The sequence below is a fragment of the Vulcanibacillus modesticaldus genome, assembly GCF_001730235.1.
Lineage (GTDB): Bacteria > Bacillota > Bacilli > Tepidibacillales > Tepidibacillaceae > Vulcanibacillus > Vulcanibacillus modesticaldus.
In genome coordinates this window covers 1-23,098 of the sequence record NZ_MIJF01000024.1, presented here as the reverse complement: position 1 = coordinate 23,098, position 23,098 = coordinate 1, and the positions used below count along the sequence as shown (strand labels likewise).

Genomic DNA, 23,098 nt, shown 5'->3' with positions numbered 1-23,098 from the left:
ACATAACATAAGAAAGGGGAGTATGATTTAGCATTGACTATTTCATACAAGTTTACAATGAAAAAAATATTTGCAATGATAATACTTTTGTCAATATTTGTCGTGGGGTGTAACATAAATACTTCTATTAAGCTTAAAGAATCAGATGTAATAGATATTTCTTATCATTACTTTGAAAGAGTTTATACAAATGCAATGTTTTTCAGCAATGTTGCAATTACGTTAAACGAAATGGACGCCTCGGATAATCGAAAACTAGAATACTTAATTTATTATATGGATGGATATAAAAAAGCTATGGAAAGGGTTAATTTATATAATGATGTGGAAAAAATCGTCTTTGATAATGCACTTTCAAAGTACTATGACCAGGAATTATTATACGATACGAAGACAGTATTGAGAGAATTAAATCTTTTGGTCTTTAAATTATCGCATAATATTAAACAACAATTGAACCGGCCTATTGACTCAAATAAAATGAAACAAATATCTAACAGTCTTCATGATTTAAGCAGGAATTTATATCCATTTGATAGCACTCCAGCACAAGATGATTTGACTTTATATAATATATTTGTCTATCCAAAAATAATAGTACGTAATTATAGTAGCGCAGAAATTCGTCAAAGGATAGAAAGTACAATGTTAATTATTAATAAAATTTCTGAAAGCATACAAGAGTAATGATGACTATTTATGCCCATGAATTGTGGGGGCACGTCCTTACATGAATGAGGCAAGACCCATTGAGAGGAATGATTATAAAAAATGAAAAAAAAATTATTTTATGGATTCATTACTCTTACCATAATAAGTTTTTTTAGTTTTTCTGCTTTAGCAAAAGATTATATTAAATTGAATTTTAATGGCGAGGAAATTTTTACTGATGTCCCACCTCAAATTATTAAAGGCAGAACAATGGTTCCTTTGAGATGGATTGCACAAGTACTTAATCTGCAAGTTGAGTGGGATAACAACAAAAAAATTGTTTCTTTACACTCTAAAAAAGATATTTGGATGGAATCCGTTTTTCCAGCCGATGAAAATATTAGAGAAGCCGTTGGAGTTGTAAGCCGATATTTTACTGATTTAATAACATCAAATAGTGAAGATTTAAACGAAATAGCTACTGCTAGAGTGTTAGATATTAATAATCCAAATAAAATTTTACAGCCGTTTATGTTAACCGGGGAACATTTTATTCCTACTTTTGATATTTTAGATGTACGCAAAAAAGATGGTAGCGTCGAAGTAGCAGTTCGAAGATATATTGCAGAAACTAATTCATCTACAACTTATGCCGACTATGTAGATGAAGTGTATATCGTAATTTGGGATAAAAAGATGGATAATAACGGTAGAGAAGTAAAAAGACCATTAATTGATGGCTATATACAATTATCATCACATGGTCGAGTTAATAAGCTTTGGTAAGTTTTCTGATACCTTAGAATCTTATGAAGATTCATAGCAGGGAAATCAAAAAGCAATACAAATATATTCCTGTTATATCAGCAAAATTATCAGATAAAATGGACAATTATTTGATGTGAATTTATGCTGCATTATCTAATCTTTGATAATATTCCATCTCAAAATCCCTAGGTCTTAAATAATTAAGTTTACTGTGAATTTTCTGTCTATTATAGAAACCTTCAATATATTGAAATAGACCAACTTGTTGTTCCTCTATATTTTTAAAAGATCTTTGATAAATATATTATCTTTTTAAAATACTGTGAAAAGCTTCAATTGGCGCATTGTCATATGGTGTGCCTTTGGCACTAAAACTCGCTTTATCATCATCATTTATTTAACCAAGGGGGTCGCACATGAATCAAAAAATAGTATTGTTTTTTATTATTGTAGTAGCAATTTTAAGTTTTTATATTGGAATGTCATATATTAGTACTTCAACCTCTTCGAATTATCAAGTAAAGCTAATAGAGAAATACTATGATAATAATAATTACTGGGGAAAATTTTATGACCCAATTACTAAAATGGAAATTAATATTAAAATCGAGAAAACTACATGGGATTTATTGGAAAACGAAAACGAATATGTAATCTCTTTCCGTCAAAATGACTTATTTAAAGTTCCTATACTAATTGAAATCAAAAAATTAAATCAATCAGGATAGAAAATTAATTAAACTTTTCTAACCAACAATCATCAAAAAAAAATAAATAACTATAGCCATTATATTTTTGCAAGAATCTAAAGATAGCCAATCAGTAGTAAAAGTACTCTCAGAGATCAAAAAACATTTTGGAGAGCGATTTTCTCAAGCCTTCCGCACATTTTATATTTACATACTTGACATTAAGAAAAAGTTTCATGCAATGCTCCAGTTTGCTAAAAGTGGAACTTTTGCTATCAAAGCTATTCAAACTTCTCAAATAAATATACTTGCTCAAGCTATCGCTCAAAAGTTCTAAGAAAAATTATCCTTTGGTGAAAAAGTATGTTAATTTTCATCCATATTTGAGCTGAATAAAAGAATTATTCAGCTCAAAATTATTTTTCGTTAGTAACTCCTTTAATTACTGTTGTTTATACTGTGGTTCTTCAGTTGAAACATAATCTAATCGGGCTTGTAATTGTGAAACGACATTATCCATATTTTGTGCCATTGAATTGAACATTTGCTTTGCCTGTTGGTCTTGGGTTTCTAATGCAAAGCTTTTTAAACTAGCGGAAACGCTTTGGGCACTTGCAATTGTCTGTTGTAGTTGAGTTCCTACTGTCATCCAATCACCTCACTTTCCAACAGTAGATATCATCTCCAAAGATTTTTAAAGTATGTATTTGAGTTTGTGACTTTTTTTTATTCTGAATGGTATAATAAGTCTTAGTATTTGTTTATAAAAAGGATTGATGTTTTATATTTTACAAATAAAGGGAGGATTTTTTGTGAATATCCGGGGATTAGATACATTAGAATTCCCTAAAATTATTAGTATGTTGGAAAATAAGGCGTCTTCTGCTATCGGTAAAGAGTTATGTCAACAATTAATACCCACTAATGACTTACATCAAGCATTGCAAATGCAAGAAGAAACAAAAGAAGCATTAGATGTTATTCGTCTAAAGGGTGGGCTACCACTTGGAGGAATTAGGGATATTCGTGCATATATAAAAAGATTAAATATTGGTGGAAATCTAACGGCTGAGCAATTACTGGAGATATCCAATACGCTATATGCCGGTAAGAAGGTAAAACGTTCTATCATTAACCTCGCTGATAAAAATCCGCTACCTATTTTACTTTCCCATGCTACTGAAATAAATGAATTGGAGGAAATAGAAGGAAAGATTAATAGTTGTATCAATGAATACGGAGAAATCATGGATACGGCAAGTCCTGCATTAAGGACAATTCGTCAGCAGATCCGGACGCTTGAAGCTAGGGTGAAAGAAAAACTAGAACAAATACTACGAAACACAAGTAACCAAAAAATGCTTCAAGAACCGATAATCACTATCCGTAACGGCAGATATGTAATACCTGTTAAGCAGGAGTATCGTTCAGTATTTGGGGGAATGGTGCATGACCAATCTGCTTCAGGGGCTACGCTTTTTATTGAACCAGAGGTTGTAGTTCAAATCAATAATCAACTTAAAGAAACTCAAATGAAGGAAGAAAAGGAAATTGAGAAAATCCTTAAGGAATTAAGTGATGAAGTTAGGTTAGAGGCCGATACTTTAACTAAAAATATTGAACATCTCAGCAAACTAGATTTTATACAAGCTAAAGCAGAACTTGCTCTGGAGATGAAGGCTACAATGCCTAAATTAAATGATTTGGGAATTGTAGATTTAAAAAAAGCTAGACATCCACTGATCCCAGCTAATAAGGTTGTGCCTATTAATATTCATTTAGGAAAAGAATTCAATTCAATTGTCATTACCGGTCCCAATACTGGCGGTAAAACTGTAACGTTAAAAACATTGGGACTGTTAACGTTGATGGCGATGGCTGGATTACATATTCCTGCAGAAGATGAAAGTGAAGTGGCAGTGTTTTCTGCTGTTTATGCTGATATTGGGGATGAACAAAGTATTGAACAGAGTTTAAGTACCTTTTCAGGACATCTAACTAATATCGTAGATATCTTAGCAAAAATGAATAGTGATAGTCTAATTCTACTGGATGAGTTAGGAGCAGGTACTGACCCAACAGAAGGAGCGGCTTTAGCGATTGCGATCCTAGAAAAGATTAGAACGAAGGGAGCTAAGGTGGTAGCTACTACCCATTATAGTGAACTAAAAGCTTATGCCTATAATCGTAAAGATGTTATTAATGCAAGTGTGGAATTTGATGTTGAAACCCTCCGACCTACCTATCGTCTACTGATTGGAGTACCTGGACGTAGTAACGCCTTTGCCATTGCTAAAAGACTGGGATTATCTCAAGATATTATCGATTTTGCTAAGGGGCAAATTAGCGATGACAATTTGCAGGTAGAGTCGATGATTGAATCTCTAGAAAAAAATCAACGAACTGCCGAAAAAGAGCGTTATCAAGCAGAACTATTGAGAAAAGAGATCGAAATCAGAAGTCAAGAACTTGAAGAAAAAATTGCTAGTTTTGAAAGTAATAAACTCCGCCTACTTGAAGAGGCTAGACAAAGTGCTGAAGCTATTGTCAAAAAAGCGAAGAAAGAAGCGGAAGAAATCATTGCAGAGTTGCGTAAGATGGCAAAAGAAGAGCAAGTGGGAATTAAAGAACATCGTTTGATAGAGATGAAAAAACGATTAGATGAATCCGTTCCTGAGGTAGCCAAACCAAAGCCAAGGAAAAAATCCAAAAATGCCAAAATAGAAATTGGTGATCAAGTGAAAGTATTAAGTTATGGACAAAAAGGGACAGTCCTAGAAAAGGTAAGCGACAAGGAATATCTGGTTCAGATTGGCATCTTAAAAATGAAAATAGATAAGTCCGATCTAGAAGTTATCGAAGTAAAACAAAAGCAACACAAAGAGATCAAACTGACGACAGTAAAAAGAAGTTCAGATGCTAAGTCAGAGATAGATGTTCGTGGCAAAACCGTTGAAGAGGCGATAATAGAAATCGATCGCTATTTAGACGAGGCTTTTATGCAGGGCTTTGGACAGGTATCAATTATCCATGGTAAAGGTACTGGGGCTTTGAGGACTGGATTACAAAACTTCTTAAAAAAACATCCTCATGTAAAACGTACTAGATTAGGCCAGTTTAGTGAGGGAGGATCAGGAGTAACGGTTGTTGAATTAAAATAAAAATTATTGAAACCTTCCAGATTTAAGAACGTAAGAATACAAATAAGAGGGGTGATTAGGTTGGGTTTATTTGATATTTTCTTTAAAAAAAAAGAAAAGAAGACAGTTCAACCAAGGAGGGATGTCTTTAGTTTACAAATCAACGATATTGTAACCTATGACTTAGAAGATTATTTAGTTATCGGTAAATTAGGATATTCGGATTCTGGATATAAGTGGATTGCCTATCATCTAAAAGGAGATAAAAAGAATATTTGGTTGGCAGTTGAACAAGACGATGAACTAGAATTAGGGATATACGAAAGAATACCTACCCAAATAACAGATGTAAAGGATCGACTTGATATCAATGGTATTCGCTATTACCTTGAAGAACATGGCTTTGCGAGAATTACTGAAGTTGTTGGTCAGGCAGGTGCTGTCGTAGGGCAACAGGTGGAATATTGGGATTTTGAATCTGATGACGAAGAACACTATTTATCGGTAGAAAAGTGGGGTAGTGATTTAGAGATAAGTTACGGTTATCCGATTAGTTTAAAAGAAATTAGTTGGTTAGCAGGTAGCTAAAAACAATAGATTTAAAGAATATAAAAGGAGGATAAAATGATGAGTTTATTTAAAAGACTAAGTGATTTAACAAAGGCAAGTTTAAATGAATTATTGGATAAGGCTGAAGACCCAATAAAAATGTTAAACCAATATTTAAGAGAATTAGAACAAGATATAGCTGAAGCTGAAGTTGCTGTTGCTAAGCAAATTGCCATTGAAAAGAAATTTAAACAGCAGTTAGAAGAAGCACAGGAGATGGTTGAAAAAAGAGAGCAACAGGCGATGAAAGCGCTAGAGGCTGGCAATGAAGAATTGGCTAGAAAGGCTTTAATTGATAAAAAAGTACATCAAGAGAAAGTTGATGATTTCAAAGTACAATATGAGAATGCAAAGTCTAATGCTGATCAATTGCGCAAGCAACTTAGAGAAATGAAAGACGAATTTGAAAATATGAAGAATAAAAAGGCAACCTTAGTTGCTCGTGCTGAGGCTGCTAAAGCTCAAAAGAAGATTAACAAGACTATGAGTAATTTTGGAACAGATAATGCTGCTAAAGGATTTGAAAGGATGTCTGAAAAAGTTCTTGAATTAGAAGCAGAAGCCGAAGCCAGTATGGAGTTAAAAAAGATGAATTCCACATTAGATGATGAACTTGCTGCTTTAGAAGATTCAAGTGTTGAAGATGAGTTAGCAAAACTTAAGGAAAAACTAGGTAAAAAGGATGAATAATGAGTTTTAATTAGCGGGATAGGTGGTGAGGGTTTGAAAAAAAGGTTATTAATCTTACTCATAGTTTCCTTTGCCACACTTCTGCTAACAGGGTGTGGCAATGTTTCTAGTGCGATCTCTAATAAGTATCCACTTGAAAATGTCGTTCCAAGTCAATTTGGAAATGATTTTGCTAATATTTATCGGGCACAGAATCAAACCGTTATTGAAACTGCTAATACGATTGCATCGCAGTATCCTCCATTACAAAAAAGCATGGAAGATCCTGAAAGGATGTTTTTGATTTATAATGATTATCTTGTTACTGTGATGCAGGATATTGAAGAACCAGACGATGTGTTAATTGAAGTTGCTGACCGACAATTTGTCAAAGATAATTATGATCTTAGTTTATTTGAAGCTTATTTAATTGCTAATATAGTCGAAGATATCTTTGAAGTAAGCTATAAGAGAAAATATCGAGGATATATTGGTCCGAAAGGATATACTCCCTATAGAGGAACAGGCAAAACTGGTTCTATTCGCATTGGCTCATCAGGTAATACAACAATACGAGGTGGCGGGCCAAGTGCTGGAAAATAATAACTAATAAAGAGGTGATAGAAGTGTCAATTTGGGATAATATCTACGTTTTAACAGGTGCTTATTTTGTTTTAGCGGTATTATCAATCGTTATTTTTCTAGCTATTTTTGAAGTTGTAACTAAATATAATGATTGGCAGGAAATAAAGAACGGCAATATATCTGTTGCGCTTGCTACGGGTGGTAAAATTGTTGCTGTCGCAATCATACTAGCATTTTCAATTTACCATAATGATTCTCTTTGGAGTGCTTTTATTTGGGGGGCTTTTGGATTTGGATTACAGTTGATAGCTTATTATTTATTTGAATTTTTCACCCCACAGTTTAAAGTTGATGAAGAGATTGAAAAAGATAATCGAGCGGTTGGGCTATTGTCTTTTCTAATTTCTATAGGGATTGCACTTGTTGTAGGAGCTAGTATTACTTAATTTTTGTAGAAAAATAGGTGGAATTGATGGATCAGATTAAAAAATTATATTGGGCTAGTGCTATCGTCTCTATTTGTGGCATTATTTTTGAAGTATTATTTGGAGCGGTTGGAAGTTATATTTTAGGTGATGGGGTAAAACAATACTCTATCACCATTGGTTTATTTTTAACTGGAATGGGCATAGGGGCTTATCTTAGTGAAAAGATAAATGATAAGTTAGTCCAGGTTTTTGTAATTGTGGAATATTTGATAGGAACTATAGGTGGTTTTTCGATTCTTATTTTATTTGGTATTACTGCCTATGTTGGTGATGGTGTTGATGCAATCTTTTTATATTTTGTCATTACAGTAGTGGGTGGTTTGACGGGTTTAGAGATGCCGATCTTGATTAGGAAAGCCTCAGAATTAGGCTCGAAGTTAAATAAAAGTACTGCTAGAGTTTTATTTTTTGATTATATTGGTAGCTTGATAGGAACAGTTGCCTTTGTTCTTCTATTAAGACCATATTTAGAATTTGTTAAAACTGGGTTTTTAATTGCTATTTTTAATATTTTGATCGGTATTGTGATTACAATTTCTTTTCAAAAGGAGATCAAGTCACCAAAGAAACTGATATTCATTGGGATTTTCTTGTTATTTATTTTAGGATTAGGATTCATCTTTGGGAATGAAATTTGGTTTAATTTTGAGCAAAAACTTTATCGTGATCCTGTTGTAAGGGCTTTTGAGACACCTTATCAAAGAATCATAGTTACTAGACAGAAGGATGATATTCGTCTTTTTATCGACGGTAACATCCAATTTTCATCTACTGATGAATATCGATACCATGAAGCACTTGTTCATCTTCCGATGAATGTAGCTAAAAAGAGAGACAATATCCTAATACTTGGTGGCGGAGATGGATTAGCATTACGTGAAATTCTAAAATATGATGACGTTAAACGGATATCAATAGTTGATCTAGACCGCGAGTTGATCGAGTTTAGTAAAACTGACCCCTTAATAAAAAAGCTAAATAAAGGTTCGTTAGAAAGTGAAAAGGTAAAGTTTTACTATCAAGATGCTCTTAAATTTCTGCAAGAGAATCAAGAAAACATTTATGATGTTATAATTGTCGATTTACCCGATCCAAACAATGAGAGTTTAAACAAGTTATATACTCGTACCTTTTATACCCAATTAAGAAACCACTTATCCCCTGATGGTGCTATCAGCGTTCAAGCTACCAGTCCTCTATTTGCAAGGGAAGTTTATTGGACGATAAGCAAGACTGTTGAAGCGACGGGACTAAAAGTTTTGAATTATCATGTTGAGATTCCATCCTTTGGTAATTGGGGATTCATTTTAGCTGGTAGAGAAAAACCAAATATTGATAAGATTAAACTTAATATTGAAACTAAATATTTATCTGATGATTTGATTCCGAGTTTGTTTCACTTTGGAAAAGATGAAGGAGATTTACCTAATTTAAAAATAAATACTTTAAATCATCCGATCCTTATCGATTTATATCAGAAAGCGTGGAAAAATTATTATTAACATCTTAATTTGGTTTATGAAGTCACATATGTGGCTTCTTTTTTTTATATCCAAAAAAAGCACTTATACAAAATACAACTTTTTATCGATATAATTTCTCGGGGGAATTAGGGTGAAATTGGAAAATAAGCATAACATTTTAAAAATGTATCTCTGTTACCTATGCTAACAAAACAATAGACAACTTAATAGTATTGACTGGATTTTTTACAATAGTAGAAAATACCTATTATGCCAAATATATCATAAAAATAGTTAATTTCAATAAAAAATCTTTCAAAAAAGTTGCGCAAATTCACCTTAAAAAGGTTGAATTATCCAAGGTATGATCTACCAATTTTCCCAATTTACAGCAAAGAGATTATCGAATATAATTCATTGTGAAGAGAACATAAATGGAAAAAGCAGAGATTAAAAAGAGAAGTATTTTGGAGAGGAGGTGAAATAGAAGTGAAACGAATTGACTTCATTATTGCTGATACTATCATTAGTCACAACATCTTTTGCCCAAGAAAAATCCCCACCAAATAGTGCTGGGAACACTTACTTTATAGCATTCAAATCTAAAGTCAATAAGAATATTATAAAGAATCATGGCGGGGAAATCAATAGGCAATATAAACATTTTCCAGTTATAGTAGCAAAATTATCGGAAAAAGCTGTAACTGAATTAACTAAGAATCCTAATATAGCTTATATTGAAAAGATGCCATAGCTCATGCAACAAGTCAAGTGACTCCTTGGGGAGTAACCCATGTTAAAGCTACAGATGCGCATGATTTAGGTTATACAGGACAGGGAATTAAAATAGGAATAATAGATACAGGAATAGACTATACACATGAAGACTTAAACACAATACGAACATTATCAATATGAGCTTAGGTGGCACTATCAAATCTAAAACTATAAAAAGAGCAGTAGACAAAGCCTATCAATCTGGTATTCTACTAGTCGCATCAGCGGGTAATAATGGCTATGCAAAAAAAGGAACGATTACTTATCCAGCAGCCTGATCAAAACAATAATCGTGCTAGTTTTTCTAGTGTTGGAAGACAACTAGAATTAGTTGAACCTGGTGTAGAGGTTCTAAGCACAGTGCCAAATAACAGTTATGCTTCATTTTACGGAACATCCATGGCATCCCCACATATTGCAGGTGTAGCAGCTCTTGTATGGGAAGCTAAACCAAGCCTTTCTAATGTTCAGTTAAGGAATCTATTAAATGAATTGACAATATATTTAGGAGATTCGTTTGAGTATGGTAATGGTTAGTGGATGGATTTAAAAGTATAAAATAGATCAAATATATTTTTTTGAATAAAAATAAATTTATGGAGTGATTATTTATGAGATTGAAAAAAGTTGTTTCTATTTTACTTTTGTTTTCTTTAATTTTTACCTTATCAAACAATGTTTTAGCAAAAAATCCACATTTAATAATCAAGAAAAATAATGCAAAAGTATTTTTCATTGATAAAGACGGAAATTTTATTAGATCGAGTAAGAGTATAGATTTTTTCTTGAATTTATCTAAGGAAGGTGTAGCAGATGCAAATGACGTGGAAAATGAATTTTCAATAAATGCCGTAGTGATAGATGGTAGTGCAATCAGAATAACAGATTCTGTATTTAGAGAAATCACAAATGAAGATTTAAATGTTGTAGTAAGTGTTATTGCTGGTACAGTTTTTAATATGTCATGGGCTAAATTGGGAGGATATCTAAAAAAAGCGCAAACATTGGAATATATTGCAGAAGCTACTTGGAAAGGAAGTTTTGCTGCAGCCTCTGCCGCAGTTATATATGATTTACTTTTAGATGCGGGTATTGATCCTACTTATATAGAGTATTATCAATATAAACAATGGTCTGATTATTGGGGCGCCTATATTGTATATGACGTTATGATACGTTATGAAGATTCAAATTTCAATAATCCAATTGAAGTTCAATATTGGGAATCGGGTATGGAAACCACTTTATCAGACTGATTTATAAGTGATTTATCCTCCTTAGTAAAGTGTAGTTATATATTACTGAGGAGGATAGTTATATTACTTTGACAATCTAGTTGTGAATGCTAAACTAAAATGGACAGTTTCCGCTAGATAAGATTGAATACTTATTTACCAATAAATCTACAATCTATGTTAAATTAATAGATATTAGCTAGATGGAGGGGTAAAAAAATCACCAACTTTTCAATAGGGTTAGTTTATCTTTTTTATGGAAAAACGTTATTTTGCAAAAGACTCAGTCAACTGCTTAGTTACGAACAAAAACGAAGGGAAGAAAACAATTTGAGAAAAGAATTAAATGGGCACCATTCCCATACAACAAAACATTAGATGAATTTGATCTTAAAGAACAGCAATCACTAAGCAAAAAACAATTAAATCAACTAAAAGAATTTGCATGGCTAGATCAATTATTCAACCTAATCTTACTTGGTCCGCTAGGTGTGGGTAAAACCCACTTGACAGTAGTACTAGGTATGGATGCTGTAAAAAAAAGGTTACGAAGTGTCGTTTGTCTCTATGGGCGAGCTCATACATTTACTCAAGACAGAAGACATTTCTCGTAGGGTCCAAACAAGAATGAAAAGAGTACGGGATTCCTATTTAGTCATCATTGATGATCTGATGTTTATGGCTATGAATCAAAATGAAGCAAATCTATATTATTTTTGATAAATGATCTATATGATAAAGAACCAGATAAATGGGGATAACTATTAGGGGTCCCAGCAATCACTACTGCTATATTAGATCGTCTGATACATCGAGCTGAAGTAGTTCGTTTAAATAGTGACAGCTACAGAATGCGGCATAGAATTACCATTTTTGGACATGAAAGTGTTCAAAATTAATTAGCAAAAAGTGTTCAATTTTTCTTGACAGTTACACTTGTCATTGGAAAATAAAGTTTAAGTGTATTTGTAATGATTTTTCCATGTGTTAGGGGGAAGTATATGAAAATATTAAAAGTTTCTATAGATTTATTATTTGGGCTTATATTTTTTTTAATTATTAATGCTAAAATTAATTTATTAGTATCATTTTTTTCCAGTATAATTTTTATGATTACACTATCTGTTACACAGTATTTTTATAACTCTAGTAAGAAGTACAAGGGAGTACTAGTTGTTGGACTTGGGGCTATCGGATTAATAATCATATACAAACTTGTATTTACTACCATAAATACGGTCGCAATAGTGGTTATATTTTTATTTGTTTTTATAAATTATAAAGTAACAAAGGCTTTTGATAAGTAGTGGATTTGAGTTAATATCTTGGACACAAAAAAAGTTAACTCTTATACTGAATGTTTCAATTAATCTTCAATGGCTTGAAGAGTCATATTACCAATATTTAATAGTGAAGTGTATTGATTATCAATGAGTATATGACTTGCAGAAGGACGTGTCTAGTTTGAAAAACAGCAAAGGTAATAGATACAATCAAGAATTTAAACAGATGATTGTCGACCTATACAATACAACAAAACGCACTTACGCAAGTCTCGAAGGCGAATATGGCATCCCTGCTGGTACAATCCAAAGGTGGGTTAAGCAACGTACACCTGTTCAAGTTGATACTGATGAATCAATAACTCCACAGGAAATCAAAGCATTTCAAAAAGAAATGGCAAGACTCCGGGAGGAAAATGAAATATTAAAAAAGGCTATGGCCATATTAGCCAAAAAGTAAGTAAATCCAGCTTATTCGAGACAGCAGATAAGTTAAAAGAAAAATTTTTGGTTAAAAGTATTTGTAATTCTTTAGGGATCTCCAGAAGTTCTTTTTATGCCTCAAAGCGTACAAAGCCTTCAAAACGGTCATTGGAAAATAGAGTTATCAAAGAATATCCAAAGTATTTTTGATCAATCTAAAGGGCGTTATGGCACTCCTAAAATTCGTGAAATTATGAAAAAAGAAAATTTATTAGATGTAATCCCTAGTTTAAAACGTTTTCAACGTCTTATGAAGAACTTAGGTTTATTTGCTGTGGTTTATAAAAGTTTCTCCCTCAAAAATCAAACTCTAAAGAAAAAGATTTACCTAATCTATTAGAACAAGATTTTAAGGCAAAGACCATAAATCAAAAATTGGTTGCAGATATTACCTATATCCATACCCTAAGAGATGGCTGGTGTTATTTAGCTTCTATTATGGATTTAGCTTCACAAAAAATTGTAGGTTATTATTTTAGTCGATCTATGGATTCCTCTATTGTAACAAACGCACTATATAATGCTATGTTCAATCAAGGATTCCTAAAGGAGTGATTATACACACTGATCGTGGAAGCTAATACCAAAGTTTAGAATATTTAAAAGCTACTGACAACTATCAGGTTAAACGTTCTTATAGCGCAAAAGGTAACCCCTATGATAATGCAGCTATCGAGTCTTTTCATGCAGTTTTAAAAAAAGAAGAAGTATATCAAAAAACATATTTAAGCTTTGACCAAGCCAAAGTTGCTTTATTTGAATATATAGAAGGGTGGTGCAACCGAAATCGCCTCCATGGAAGAATTGGATTTTTAACCCCTGACGAACTTGAAAAATCAATTGCATAAAATGTCATACTTTTTGTGTCTAAAATATTGACTTAAGTCCAGGTAAGCCAAATGTCGACTATTGTCGATGGTACTATTGAAACGCTTAAGAAAATTCCAGCAAGAGAATAAGGAAAACTTTTAAGATGTTATCTTTGTTGGTGAAAGGGATTTGCCTGAGAGAAATTATTATTAACATTTTTTATTTGATTTATGAAGTCACTTAGGTGGCTTTTTTTTATTTCATTCTAAAAGCTACATTTTTACAAGATACACATTCTCAATAAAGAATAGTATTTTTAATAAGTGCGACTTTTGGGAGTGAAACGGAAAAGGTGAGCACGTTACAAAATATAACTTCCTACTTGTCAACGAAAATGCAATGCACATGGTGATCTTAGCTTTCTTGTTCTTTTACAATTTCTTAGGAAATAATCTAGTGTATTTATTTTTCTAAATAAGGTCATATTAATATAAGTCTATTTTTTGGAGTGATAATTTTGGAGGAGAGGTTTAATCAAAAAATAGCCCATAGAATGAATTTTTTTCACCCCAAAGTTTTAGGGAAAGATACCAAATTACTACTAATAATTAGCACGCTATTTACTATAGCCGTTACCCTTTCCAACACCTTTGTTAATGTTTATCTTTGGAAGTTGACGAAAGATTATTTAATCATTGGTTGGTTCAATTTTTATCAGTACCTAGTAATGATGCTTACCTTTATCGTAGCGGGGAGGATTACAAAAAAATATGATCGGGTTATTATTCTTAGATTTGGGGTTACATTTTTATCATTCTTTTATTTAGCTGTTTTAATGTTTGGCCCTAGTGCTAGTAAATATTACATGATTTTAGGAGTCTTATTAGGTATTGGTCAAGGTTTTTATTGGTTTGCTTATAACCTCTTATATTTTGAAATAACTGAATCAAATAATCGTGATGTTTTTAATGGTTGGAATGGTTTATTTACGTCTTTAGGTGGGATAATTGCACCTTTTTTATCTGGGTGGATTATCTCTAGAAAAGCTGGTTTTTCTGGTTATAAAATCATTTTTTTGGTATCATTAATAATTTTTTTAGCTACAGTATTGCTTAGCTTTTTATTCCATAAACGTGAGTTAAGTGGGAGTTATCGGTTATTAAAAGCATTTAAAGGGGTTATTGAGGATTTAGAATGGAAAAATATCTTTTTGGGAATGACAGCCCAGGGGCTTAGGGATGGGGTTATCACATTTTTAACTGGTTTATTAGTTTATATCTCTACGGGAAAAGAATTTTCTCTAGGAGTTTATTCGATGGTAATTTCAGCTGTTGCCCTCGTTTCTTACTACATAGTGGGAAAAATATTAAAAAAGGATTGGCGCAATCTTTCGATGATGATTGGTTCATTTATGATGGCATTAGCAGTGATTCCGATGGTGATATATACAAGTTATGTGACGATTATGATCTATGGCATTGGAACAAGTATTTTTGCTCCATTATATTTTATTCCTTTAACATCAAAAGTCTTTGACAAGATAGGTGAATCTAAATCTTCGGCAAGATTAAGTGGTGAATATATTGTTATCCGAGAAATTGGCTTGAATTTTGGTAGAATCCTTATTATTCTGATTTTTATTTTCTTTATCAAAGCAATAGGTAAGGAGCATCTACGATACTTATTAATGTTATCAGGTAGTACCCAAATATTAACTTGGTATTTTATGAAATCTGTAAATAGTGGAAATACTTTAAATAAAACCGATATGTAGTGTTGTTATCTTCTAGGAGAAAGAAGGTAGAATATAATGACTATCCAACAAAAGCTTGAAAGTAAAAAGGTAAGTAAAAATTTAGCTGAGAATGTTTTGTTTATGAATGAAATTTTGGGAGTAGATAAGAGTTTTGATGTAATATATCGTAAACTTCATTATGCTGGAAAAGAATTTGCTCTTTACTTCGTTGATGGTTTTGCTAAAGACGATATTATGAATTACATCATGATCCATTTGAGTCAAAGGGAATGGGAAGAACTTGTTCCCAATACATTAAAACATTTATTAGAGACAGAGATTGGCTATCTGGAAGTTGAAACGTCTGATGACTTTAAACAGATAGTTACACAAGTATTATCAGGACCTTTGGCGCTTTTTGTCGATGGGGAAGATGAAGCTATCTTAATTGACGCCAGGACATACCCTGCTAGAGGTCCGCAAGAGCCTGATATCGAAAGAGTAGTAAGGGGTTCACGTGATGGTTTTGTTGAAACGCTAATTTTCAATACCGCATTAACAAGAAGAAGACTCCGTGACCCTTCTTTAAGAATGGAATATATGCAAGTTGGTGAACGTTCCAAAACGGATATTGCCATTGCTTATATAGAGGATATAGCGAATCCAGACCTTGTTGAGCGGATTAAGAAAAAATTAGATAATGCTGAAATAGATGGGCTACCAATGGCTGAAAAAACTTTAGAGGAGTATTTATTTTCCAACCATTGGAATCCTTACCCGATGGTAAGATTCACAGAAAGACCTGATGTTGCAGCTGTACATCTATTAGAGGGACACGTATTGATTTATGTGGATACTTCTCCAAGTGTAATGATAACCCCCACTACTTTATTTCATCATGTCCAACATGCTGAGGAATATCGACAAAAACCGATAATAGGAGCATATTTGAGGTGGATCAGGTTTTTTGCAATGATTCTTTCTGTGATTTTACTTCCGCTATGGTTTTTAGTTGTGCAGAATCCATCTCTTCTACCAGAAAACTTAAAATATATTGGTCCTAATAAAATTGGACAAATATCTATTTTTTGGCAGTTCATCTTTGCCGAATTAGGAGTTGATATTTTAAGGATGGCGGCTGTTCATACTCCTTCCCCTTTGGCGACTGCTTTAGGTTTAATATCTGCTATTATTATTGGACAGATGGCGATAGATGTGGGATTGTTCACTAAAGAGGTGATTTTGTATTTAGCAATTGCCACCATAGGAACCTTCGCTACGCCAAGTTATGAGTTGAGTATGGCTAATCGCTTAGTAAGAATTTACCTATTGATCATGGTATTCGTACTGGGTAAATGGGGATTTATTATTGGTATATTACTGTGGTTCCTGTTTCTTGTTTTTTCAAAATCGTTTGATACACCGTATTTATGGCCGTTAATCCCATTTAATGGTAAAGCATTACTTGATGTTATTGTGAGATCGCCAATGCCATATAAAAATAAAAGGCCAAAGATTTTATCCCCAGATGATCCTGATAGAAGTCCGGGCGAGTAATAAGAATTCATTTTGAACATATTTAATGAAATTATTGTGCTTTATTGATTCTCTATTTTTGTACTTTTGTATTGGATATTTTTAAGTTCAAATGTTATACTTACTTCTATGTTAAAGATTTTTTAATAAAGAGGAGGATTTATAATGGCAATTGTACATGTAACAGATCAATCATTTGCAACAGATGTAGAAAGTACTGGAACTGTGATAGTAGATTTTTGGGCTCCATGGTGTGCACCATGTAAAATGATCGCTCCAGTATTAGAAGAGATTGATCAGGAAGTAGGAGACAAATTAAAAATTGCCAAATTAAATGTTGATGAAAACCCAGCTTCTGCTACCAAGTATGGAATTATGGGGATTCCAACATTATTATTGTTTAAGGACGGTAAACCAGTAGAGAAAATCGTTGGTTTCCAACCAAAAGAAAAATTAATGGCTACGATTGGTAAATATTTATAAACTTATAGTAAGCCCCCTTTTTGGGGGTTTTTTGTTTCACTTCTAAAAGTTGCACTTATACAAAATAAAACTTGTCTATAATACTCGGTATATGAGAAAAATTATTGTAAGAGAAGAATTAACTTCTTCATAGAGGAGTTTTTAATGTGTCAATTATGTTAAAATGTAGATGTAATTATAGAAAACAGAGGTAGTTTTATGAGTTTGCTTAAAGAAAAATTATCTTTACTTCCAGATAAACCAGGTTGTTATTTGATGAAAAATACTGAAGGTCAAGTTATTTATGTGGGAAAAGCTAAGATATTAAAAAATCGAGTCCGATCGTATTTTACAGGAAGTCACGATGCTAAGACCCAAAGGTTAGTCAATGAGATTAGTGATTTTGAATATATAATCACTGACTCAGCGATTGAAGCTCTTATTCTAGAAAATAATCTTATAAAAAAATATCGTCCTAAATATAATATAATGTTGAAGGATGATAAGACTTATCCATACATCAAACTAACCTTAGACCGGCATCCTAGACTTGAAATTACCAGAAAAGTTAAAAAAGATAAGGCGAAGTATTTTGGACCTTATCCAAATGCTGGAGCGGCACAACAGGTGAAACGTCTCCTAGATAAAATATACCCTTTAAGAAAATGTAAGAATATTAAAAATCGCGTTTGTCTTTACTATCATATGGGGCAATGTTTGGGCCCTTGTGAGTACCCGGTTAAAAAAGAAAACTATGAAGAGATAATAAACAATATTGTTCGCTTTCTTCAAGGGGATTATAAGAATATTAAAGAAGAATTGCAAGAAAAAATGGAAAAAGCGGCTGAAAATTTAGAATTTGAAAGAGCAAAGGAATATCGGGATCAGATTTACGGTATTGAAGCGATAATGAATAAACAGGCGATTAATTTGAATGATAGAGTAGATCGCGATATCTTTGGCTATCATGTTGATAAAGGATGGATGTGTGTACAGGTCTTTTTTATGAGGCAGGGTAATTTAATTGAGCGTGAAGTATCTATTTTTCCATATTATGAATCAGATGAGGAGTTTTTCTTATCATTTGTAACGCAATACTATTTTGAAAATCCTGTGTTACCAAAAGAAATTTTATTACCTAACAATGTTGACAAAGAGCTATTGGAAGAGTGGTTACAGATCAAGGTTCATCAACCGAAGCGGGGACAGAAGAAAAAGTTAGTAGAAATGGCAATGATAAATGCTTCAAACGCTCTTAATGAGAAATTTAGACTAGAAGAGAGAAATGACTCTAGAACTTTACAAGCCATTGAAAGATTAGGAGAAAAACTAGGGATTGGAATTTTGCATCGCATCGAAGCCTTTGATAATTCCTATATTCAAGGGGTAGATCCTGTATCGGCGATGGTTGTATTTATTGATGGTAAACCCGATAAGTCAAGCTATAGGAAGTATAAAATCAAATCTGTTGAAGGTCCTGATGATTATGAAACTATGAGAGAGGTTATTAGAAGAAGATACACTAGAGTTTTAAAAGAAGGACTCAACTTACCAGATTTGATTATTGTTGATGGAGGTATTGGACAGATAAAAGCAGCTGTTGATGTACTAGAAAATGAATTGGGTTTATTTGTTCCTGTTGCAGGTCTTCAAAAGGATGAGAAGCATAAAACATCAGTTTTAGTGATGGGAAATCCTCCTGTACCACTTGAGTTAGAAAGGAATAGTCAAGAATTTTATTTATTACAACGGATCCAAGATGAAGTCCATCGATTTGCTATCTCTTTTCATCGTAAAACGAGGAGTAAAAGTTTAATTAGCTCCCGGTTAGATGTGATACCGGGAATTGGTCCTAAAAGAAAAAGGTTGTTATTGAAGCACTTCGGTTCAATTGAAAAAATCAAAGTTGCTGATTTGGAAGAGTTTAGAAAAATTGGAATAGGAGATAAATTGGCCAAGACAATTAAGGAAAATCTAACCTAATATAACAGTATTTTTAAAAAATTCCAACAAAATCAACCATATTCTTAATTTAAAAGTCTTAAGATTCGAATAATAATATTTACCTCTTCTTGACGCTAAATTATTAGAAGGATTAAAATAGAAATATCGCACAATCTTCTTTATTTTATGACTTTAATAAAAAGTCAATAAAAGAAGAATATTATAGATTAATGATAAAAGGAGGTTATGGGGATAGGGGGAGTTTTAGGATCTAGGAAGGTGAATAATTTCAGAATGTTCTTCTATTACTAGAGGGGGGAAAGATAGTGGCTACTACACATTATTTTAACCGTAAATTACACTCGTTGTTAGGCGTTATACCAATTGGAACTTTTTTATTGGTTCATTTATCAGTTAATTATTTGGCTACCCGTGGACCGGAAGCATTCGAAAAAGGTGCAGGTTTTATAAGAAACTTACCATTTCTTCCAGTGTTAGAATGGGGACTGATTTTTTTACCGTTACTTTATCATGCTATTTATGGAATTTATATTGCATTCCAAGCTCAAAACAATGTAACCACATATGGCTATTTTAACAACGTAAAATTTTTAATTCAAAGATATACAGGCTTAATTACATTATTATTCGTCATTTGGCACGTTTGGGAAACTACTATCCAAGTTAGATTAGGATTAAAGGAACTAAACTTCGACCTTATGACGAATATATTGAGCAGTAAAGTTTCAATGACTTTTTATTTAATCGGAGTAATATCTGCGATTTTTCATTTTAGTAACGGGTTATGGACATTCTTAATTACTTGGGGAATTACCATAGGACCTCGTTCTCAAAGAATATCAAACTATTTCTTTATGACAGTATTTGTTCTATTATCTATCGTAGCAGTATTAATTTTATTCTCATATGTTAGTCCTGAATATGTTAATCAAGTAACTCTAGGATAAAGGGGGAGCGGGAATTCATGAGTAATAATAGATTAATCGTAGTCGGTGGAGGATTAGCAGGCTTGATGGCAACCGTCAAAGCTGCTGAGGCAGGTATACATGTAGATTTATTTTCATTAGTGCCAGTTAAGCGCTCTCATTCTGTTTGTGCTCAAGGTGGTATTAATGGTGCCGTAAACACTAAGGGTGAAGGAGATTCGCCTTGGATTCATTTTGACGATACTGTATATGGAGGAGATTTTTTAGCTAACCAACCTCCAGTAAAAGCGATGACAGAAGCGGCTCCTGGAATCATTCACTTATTTGATCGAATGGGAGTTATGTTTAATAGAACCCCCGAAGGGCTCCTAGATTTTCGTCGTTTTGGAGGTACTCAGCATCATCGTACTGCTTATGCGGGTGCTACAACGGGTCAGCAACTTTTATATGCTGCAGACGAACAAGTTAGACGTCATGAGGTGGCAGGTTTAGTTACTAAATATGAACATTTTGAATTCTTATCTTTAGTTCTTGATGATGAAGGCAGAGCAAGGGGAATTGTGGCTCAAGATTTAAGAAGTATGGAGATTCATACATTCGTAGGAGATGCCGTTATCTTAGCAACTGGTGGGCCAGGTATGATATTCGGAAAATCTACGAACTCTATAATTAATACTGGATATGCAGCTAGTGCTGTGTTTCGTCAGGGTGCATATTATGCTAACGGTGAATTCATCCAAATTCATCCAACGGCCATACCCGGAGATGACAAGTTACGTTTAATGTCCGAGTCTGCACGTGGTGAAGGTGGTAGGGTTTGGACTTATAAAGATGGCAAACCATGGTACTTCCTAGAGGAGAAGTATCCTGCGTATGGAAACTTAGTTCCACGTGATATTGCAACACGTGAAATTTTCCACGTTTGTGTTGATTTAGGATTAGGAATTGATGGTGAAAACAAGGTATATTTAGATCTATCCCATAAAGATCCAAAGGAACTAGATATTAAACTTGGTGGAATCATGGAGATTTATGAGAAGTTCGTTGGTGACGATCCTCGTAAAGTTCCAATGAAGATTTTCCCTGGTGTTCACTATTCTATGGGTGGTCTATGGGTAGACTATGATCATATGACTAATATTCCTGGCCTATTTGCTGCTGGTGAAGTTGATTACCAATACCACGGAGCAAACCGTCTAGGAGCTAACTCCTTATTGTCAGCTATTTACAGTGGAATGGTTGCTGGTCCAAAGGCAGTTGAATATATCAAAGGACTTCAAAAATCTTCTGCTGATATATCTAGTAAATATTTTGAAGCGCAAAAGAAATTAGAGGAACAAAATTATAATGAGATTTTAAATATGGATGGAAATGAGAATCCATATAAACTTCACGAAGAATTGGGTAAAGTGATGACAGATAACGTTACTGTGGTTCGTTATAATGATCGATTGCTTAAGACTGATGAAAAGATCTTAGAACTTATGGAACGTTATAAGAAGATTAATATTAGCGATGCAGCAAAATGGAGTAACCAAGTTACTATATTTACTCGCCAATTAATGGGAATGCTTGAATTGGCAAGGGTAATTACAATTGGTGCCTACAATCGAAACGAGAGTCGTGGGGCTCACTATAAACCTGAATTTCCTAACCGAAATGATGAAGAGTGGCTAAAAACAACTAAGGCTAAATACACACCGGATGGCCCGCAATTTGAGTACGAAGATGTAGATGTCTCTTTGATTAAACCTAGACCACGAAATTATGCAGTGTCGAAGGAGGAGACAATGAAATGAGTGAAAAAACAATCCATTTAATAATTACTCGTCAAGAAGGGCCAGATAAGCCAACATACACAGAAGAGTTCAAAATCCCTTATCGAGCTAATATGAATATAATCAGTGCATTAATGGAGATTCAAAAAAATCCAGTCAATGCTAAGGGTGAAGCGACTACTCCGGTTGTTTGGGAAATGAACTGTTTGGAAGAGGTTTGTGGAGCTTGTTCAATGGTTATTAACGGTAAGGCTAGACAGGCTTGTAGTACGTTAGTTGATCAATTAGAACAGCCAATTCGTTTGGAAGCTATGAGAACATTTCCTGTTATTCGTGACTTAATGGTCGATCGAAGCAGAATGTTTGACGCGTTAAAGAGGGTTAAAGCATGGATTCCGATTGATGGAACATATGATTTGGGTCCTGGACCTAGAATGCCAGAAAAGATTAGGCAATGGGCATATGAATTATCTAAATGTATGACTTGTGGAGTTTGCTTAGAAGTATGTCCTAATGTTAATAGTAAATCACCATTTATCGGTGCTGCTCCAATCAGTCAGGTTCGATTATTTAACGCACATCCTACTGGGGAAATGAACAAAGAAGAACGTCTTGAGGCATTGATGGATGAAGGTGGTATAACTGATTGTGGTAACTCACAAAACTGTGTCAAAGCTTGTCCAAAGGGTATTCCATTAACAACATCAATTGCGGATATAAATCGTCAAGTAACAATCTACTCATTCAAGAAATTCTTTACAACTTAATATTTTTTAGACCAAAAAGAAACCCACGTATTGAACTGACCCCTGTCAAGTAGACAGGAATAAAAAAGCACATTTATGCAGCCTGAGTCCTATATTCATAAGGACTCAGGTTATTTAATTTCTCTTGGAATCGGTGATGATTATAAAAACGTATGTACCTTTTAACGGCATTTTTTACTTCTTCAGTTGTGCGAAAAGAGTATAGATGAAAACACTCTGCCTTAAAGTGGCTGAAGAAATTCTCCATGCTGGCATTATCTAAACAATTTCCTTTTCTGG

General features: G+C 33.3%; 23 protein-coding genes and 2 pseudogenes. 23 read left to right on the top strand and 2 right to left on the bottom strand.

The window, feature by feature from the left end; genetic code table 11:
* Positions 1-33 precede the first annotated feature (33 nt).
* The 3 genes from BHF71_RS05745 to BHF71_RS05735 all read left to right on the top strand — a co-directional run bounded on the left by BHF71_RS05745 (position 34) and on the right by BHF71_RS05735 (position 2,147).
* Positions 34-687, top strand: coding sequence for a hypothetical protein (locus BHF71_RS05745; RefSeq protein ID WP_069656715.1), 654 nt, complete (start codon positions 34-36; stop codon positions 685-687).
* A gap of 84 nt (positions 688-771) precedes the next feature.
* Positions 772-1,437: a copper amine oxidase N-terminal domain-containing protein gene (locus BHF71_RS05740; protein WP_069656714.1), complete on the top strand. Its 666-nt coding sequence runs from the start codon at positions 772-774 to the stop codon at positions 1,435-1,437.
* A 398-nt stretch (positions 1,438-1,835) separates the two neighbouring features.
* Positions 1,836-2,147: a hypothetical protein gene (locus BHF71_RS05735; protein ID WP_069656713.1), complete on the top strand. Its 312-nt coding sequence runs from the start codon at positions 1,836-1,838 to the stop codon at positions 2,145-2,147.
* Positions 2,148-2,550: 403 nt separating this feature from the next.
* On the opposite strand, the gene BHF71_RS05730 is transcribed toward BHF71_RS05735, so the two are convergent.
* A complete protein-coding gene (locus tag BHF71_RS05730) occupies positions 2,551-2,757 on the bottom strand; it encodes a DUF1657 domain-containing protein (protein WP_069656712.1) in 207 nt (68 codons plus the stop codon).
* Between the two features lie 163 nt (positions 2,758-2,920).
* On the opposite strand from BHF71_RS05730, the gene BHF71_RS05725 reads away from it, so the two are divergent.
* The 20 genes and pseudogenes from BHF71_RS05725 (at position 2,921) to sdhB (ending at position 22,819) form a co-directional block, all read left to right on the top strand.
* Positions 2,921-5,269: an endonuclease MutS2 gene (locus BHF71_RS05725; protein WP_141705338.1), complete on the top strand. Its 2,349-nt coding sequence runs from the start codon at positions 2,921-2,923 to the stop codon at positions 5,267-5,269.
* A gap of 60 nt (positions 5,270-5,329) precedes the next feature.
* Positions 5,330-5,836, top strand: coding sequence for a DUF4178 domain-containing protein (locus BHF71_RS05720; RefSeq protein WP_069656710.1), 507 nt, complete (start codon positions 5,330-5,332; stop codon positions 5,834-5,836).
* Between the two features lie 39 nt (positions 5,837-5,875).
* Positions 5,876-6,547: a PspA/IM30 family protein gene (locus BHF71_RS05715; protein ID WP_069656709.1), complete on the top strand. Its 672-nt coding sequence runs from the start codon at positions 5,876-5,878 to the stop codon at positions 6,545-6,547.
* Positions 6,548-6,580: 33 nt separating this feature from the next.
* Positions 6,581-7,129 carry a DUF4247 domain-containing protein gene (locus BHF71_RS05710; protein ID WP_069656708.1) on the top strand — a complete coding sequence of 183 codons (549 nt, stop codon included), beginning with the start codon at positions 6,581-6,583 and terminating at the stop codon, positions 7,127-7,129.
* 23 nt (positions 7,130-7,152) lie between these two features.
* Positions 7,153-7,557 carry a DUF350 domain-containing protein gene (locus tag BHF71_RS05705; protein ID WP_245683829.1) on the top strand — a complete coding sequence of 135 codons (405 nt, stop codon included), beginning with the start codon at positions 7,153-7,155 and terminating at the stop codon, positions 7,555-7,557.
* A 26-nt stretch (positions 7,558-7,583) separates the two neighbouring features.
* A complete protein-coding gene (locus BHF71_RS05700; protein ID WP_069656707.1) occupies positions 7,584-9,101 on the top strand; it encodes a polyamine aminopropyltransferase in 1,518 nt (505 codons plus the stop codon).
* A gap of 460 nt (positions 9,102-9,561) precedes the next feature.
* Complete coding sequence (locus tag BHF71_RS05695; RefSeq protein ID WP_069656706.1) at positions 9,562-9,816, top strand: PX domain-containing protein; 255 nt, start codon at positions 9,562-9,564, stop codon at positions 9,814-9,816.
* A 160-nt stretch (positions 9,817-9,976) separates the two neighbouring features.
* Positions 9,977-10,117: a S8 family serine peptidase gene (locus BHF71_RS12565; RefSeq protein ID WP_141705337.1), complete on the top strand. Its 141-nt coding sequence runs from the start codon at positions 9,977-9,979 to the stop codon at positions 10,115-10,117.
* Positions 10,074-10,376 (top strand): S8 family serine peptidase, encoded by a 303-nt coding sequence (locus BHF71_RS05690; RefSeq protein WP_069656705.1) that lies wholly within the window; start codon positions 10,074-10,076, stop codon positions 10,374-10,376. Before BHF71_RS12565 ends, BHF71_RS05690 begins: the two co-directional genes overlap by 44 nt.
* Before the next feature lie 74 nt (positions 10,377-10,450).
* Entirely contained in the window at positions 10,451-11,095 is a 645-nt protein-coding gene (locus tag BHF71_RS05685) for a hypothetical protein (RefSeq protein ID WP_069656704.1), read from the top strand.
* A 261-nt stretch (positions 11,096-11,356) separates the two neighbouring features.
* Positions 11,357-11,973 (top strand): annotated as a pseudogene (locus BHF71_RS12560) (ATP-binding protein); the annotation flags it as partial.
* A 102-nt stretch (positions 11,974-12,075) separates the two neighbouring features.
* The gene (locus BHF71_RS05680; protein WP_069656703.1) at positions 12,076-12,381 is read left to right on the top strand and encodes a hypothetical protein; all 306 of its coding nucleotides are present in this window, start codon (positions 12,076-12,078) and stop codon (positions 12,379-12,381) included.
* Positions 12,382-12,583: 202 nt separating this feature from the next.
* Positions 12,584-13,688 (top strand): annotated as a pseudogene (locus tag BHF71_RS05670) (IS3 family transposase).
* Positions 13,689-14,167: 479 nt separating this feature from the next.
* Entirely contained in the window at positions 14,168-15,424 is a 1,257-nt protein-coding gene (locus BHF71_RS05665) for an MFS transporter (RefSeq protein WP_084024284.1), read from the top strand.
* A 36-nt stretch (positions 15,425-15,460) separates the two neighbouring features.
* A complete protein-coding gene (locus BHF71_RS05660; protein ID WP_069656702.1) occupies positions 15,461-16,942 on the top strand; it encodes a spore germination protein in 1,482 nt (493 codons plus the stop codon).
* A 144-nt stretch (positions 16,943-17,086) separates the two neighbouring features.
* Positions 17,087-17,404 (top strand): thioredoxin, encoded by a 318-nt coding sequence (trxA, locus tag BHF71_RS05655; protein WP_069656701.1) that lies wholly within the window; start codon positions 17,087-17,089, stop codon positions 17,402-17,404.
* Positions 17,405-17,602: 198 nt separating this feature from the next.
* Positions 17,603-19,366, top strand: a complete 1,764-nt coding sequence (gene uvrC / locus BHF71_RS05650) for an excinuclease ABC subunit UvrC (protein ID WP_069656700.1) — start codon at positions 17,603-17,605, stop codon at positions 19,364-19,366.
* 284 nt (positions 19,367-19,650) lie between these two features.
* Positions 19,651-20,295 (top strand): succinate dehydrogenase cytochrome b558 subunit, encoded by a 645-nt coding sequence (locus BHF71_RS05645; protein ID WP_425425392.1) that lies wholly within the window; start codon positions 19,651-19,653, stop codon positions 20,293-20,295.
* Between the two features lie 17 nt (positions 20,296-20,312).
* Positions 20,313-22,073 carry a succinate dehydrogenase flavoprotein subunit gene (gene sdhA, locus BHF71_RS05640; protein WP_069656698.1) on the top strand — a complete coding sequence of 587 codons (1,761 nt, stop codon included), beginning with the start codon at positions 20,313-20,315 and terminating at the stop codon, positions 22,071-22,073.
* Positions 22,070-22,819 (top strand): succinate dehydrogenase iron-sulfur subunit, encoded by a 750-nt coding sequence (gene sdhB, locus BHF71_RS05635; RefSeq protein WP_069656697.1) that lies wholly within the window; start codon positions 22,070-22,072, stop codon positions 22,817-22,819. Before sdhA ends, sdhB begins: the two co-directional genes overlap by 4 nt.
* A gap of 73 nt (positions 22,820-22,892) precedes the next feature.
* On the opposite strand, the gene BHF71_RS05630 is transcribed toward sdhB, so the two are convergent.
* The coding region (locus BHF71_RS05630; protein WP_141705336.1) for an IS3 family transposase at positions 22,893-23,098 on the bottom strand (206 nt) is incomplete at its 5' end.

Coding starts and splice junctions, on each gene's coding strand:
- BHF71_RS05735 (WP_069656713.1), top strand. CDS start 1,836: ATGAATCAAAAAATAGTATTGTTTTTTATTATTGTAGTAGCAATTTTA.
- sdhA (WP_069656698.1), top strand. CDS start 20,313: ATGAGTAATAATAGATTAATCGTAGTCGGTGGAGGATTAGCAGGCTTG.
- BHF71_RS05690 (WP_069656705.1), top strand. CDS start 10,074: ATGGCTATGCAAAAAAAGGAACGATTACTTATCCAGCAGCCTGATCAA.
- BHF71_RS12565 (WP_141705337.1), top strand. CDS start 9,977: ATGAGCTTAGGTGGCACTATCAAATCTAAAACTATAAAAAGAGCAGTA.
- uvrC (WP_069656700.1), top strand. CDS start 17,603: ATGAGTTTGCTTAAAGAAAAATTATCTTTACTTCCAGATAAACCAGGT.
- trxA (WP_069656701.1), top strand. CDS start 17,087: ATGGCAATTGTACATGTAACAGATCAATCATTTGCAACAGATGTAGAA.
- BHF71_RS05730 (WP_069656712.1), bottom strand. CDS start 2,757: ATGACAGTAGGAACTCAACTACAACAGACAATTGCAAGTGCCCAAAGC.
- BHF71_RS05715 (WP_069656709.1), top strand. CDS start 5,876: ATGAGTTTATTTAAAAGACTAAGTGATTTAACAAAGGCAAGTTTAAAT.
- BHF71_RS05680 (WP_069656703.1), top strand. CDS start 12,076: ATGAAAATATTAAAAGTTTCTATAGATTTATTATTTGGGCTTATATTT.
- BHF71_RS05685 (WP_069656704.1), top strand. CDS start 10,451: ATGAGATTGAAAAAAGTTGTTTCTATTTTACTTTTGTTTTCTTTAATT.
- BHF71_RS05700 (WP_069656707.1), top strand. CDS start 7,584: ATGGATCAGATTAAAAAATTATATTGGGCTAGTGCTATCGTCTCTATT.
- sdhB (WP_069656697.1), top strand. CDS start 22,070: ATGAGTGAAAAAACAATCCATTTAATAATTACTCGTCAAGAAGGGCCA.
- BHF71_RS05660 (WP_069656702.1), top strand. CDS start 15,461: ATGACTATCCAACAAAAGCTTGAAAGTAAAAAGGTAAGTAAAAATTTA.
- BHF71_RS05740 (WP_069656714.1), top strand. CDS start 772: ATGAAAAAAAAATTATTTTATGGATTCATTACTCTTACCATAATAAGT.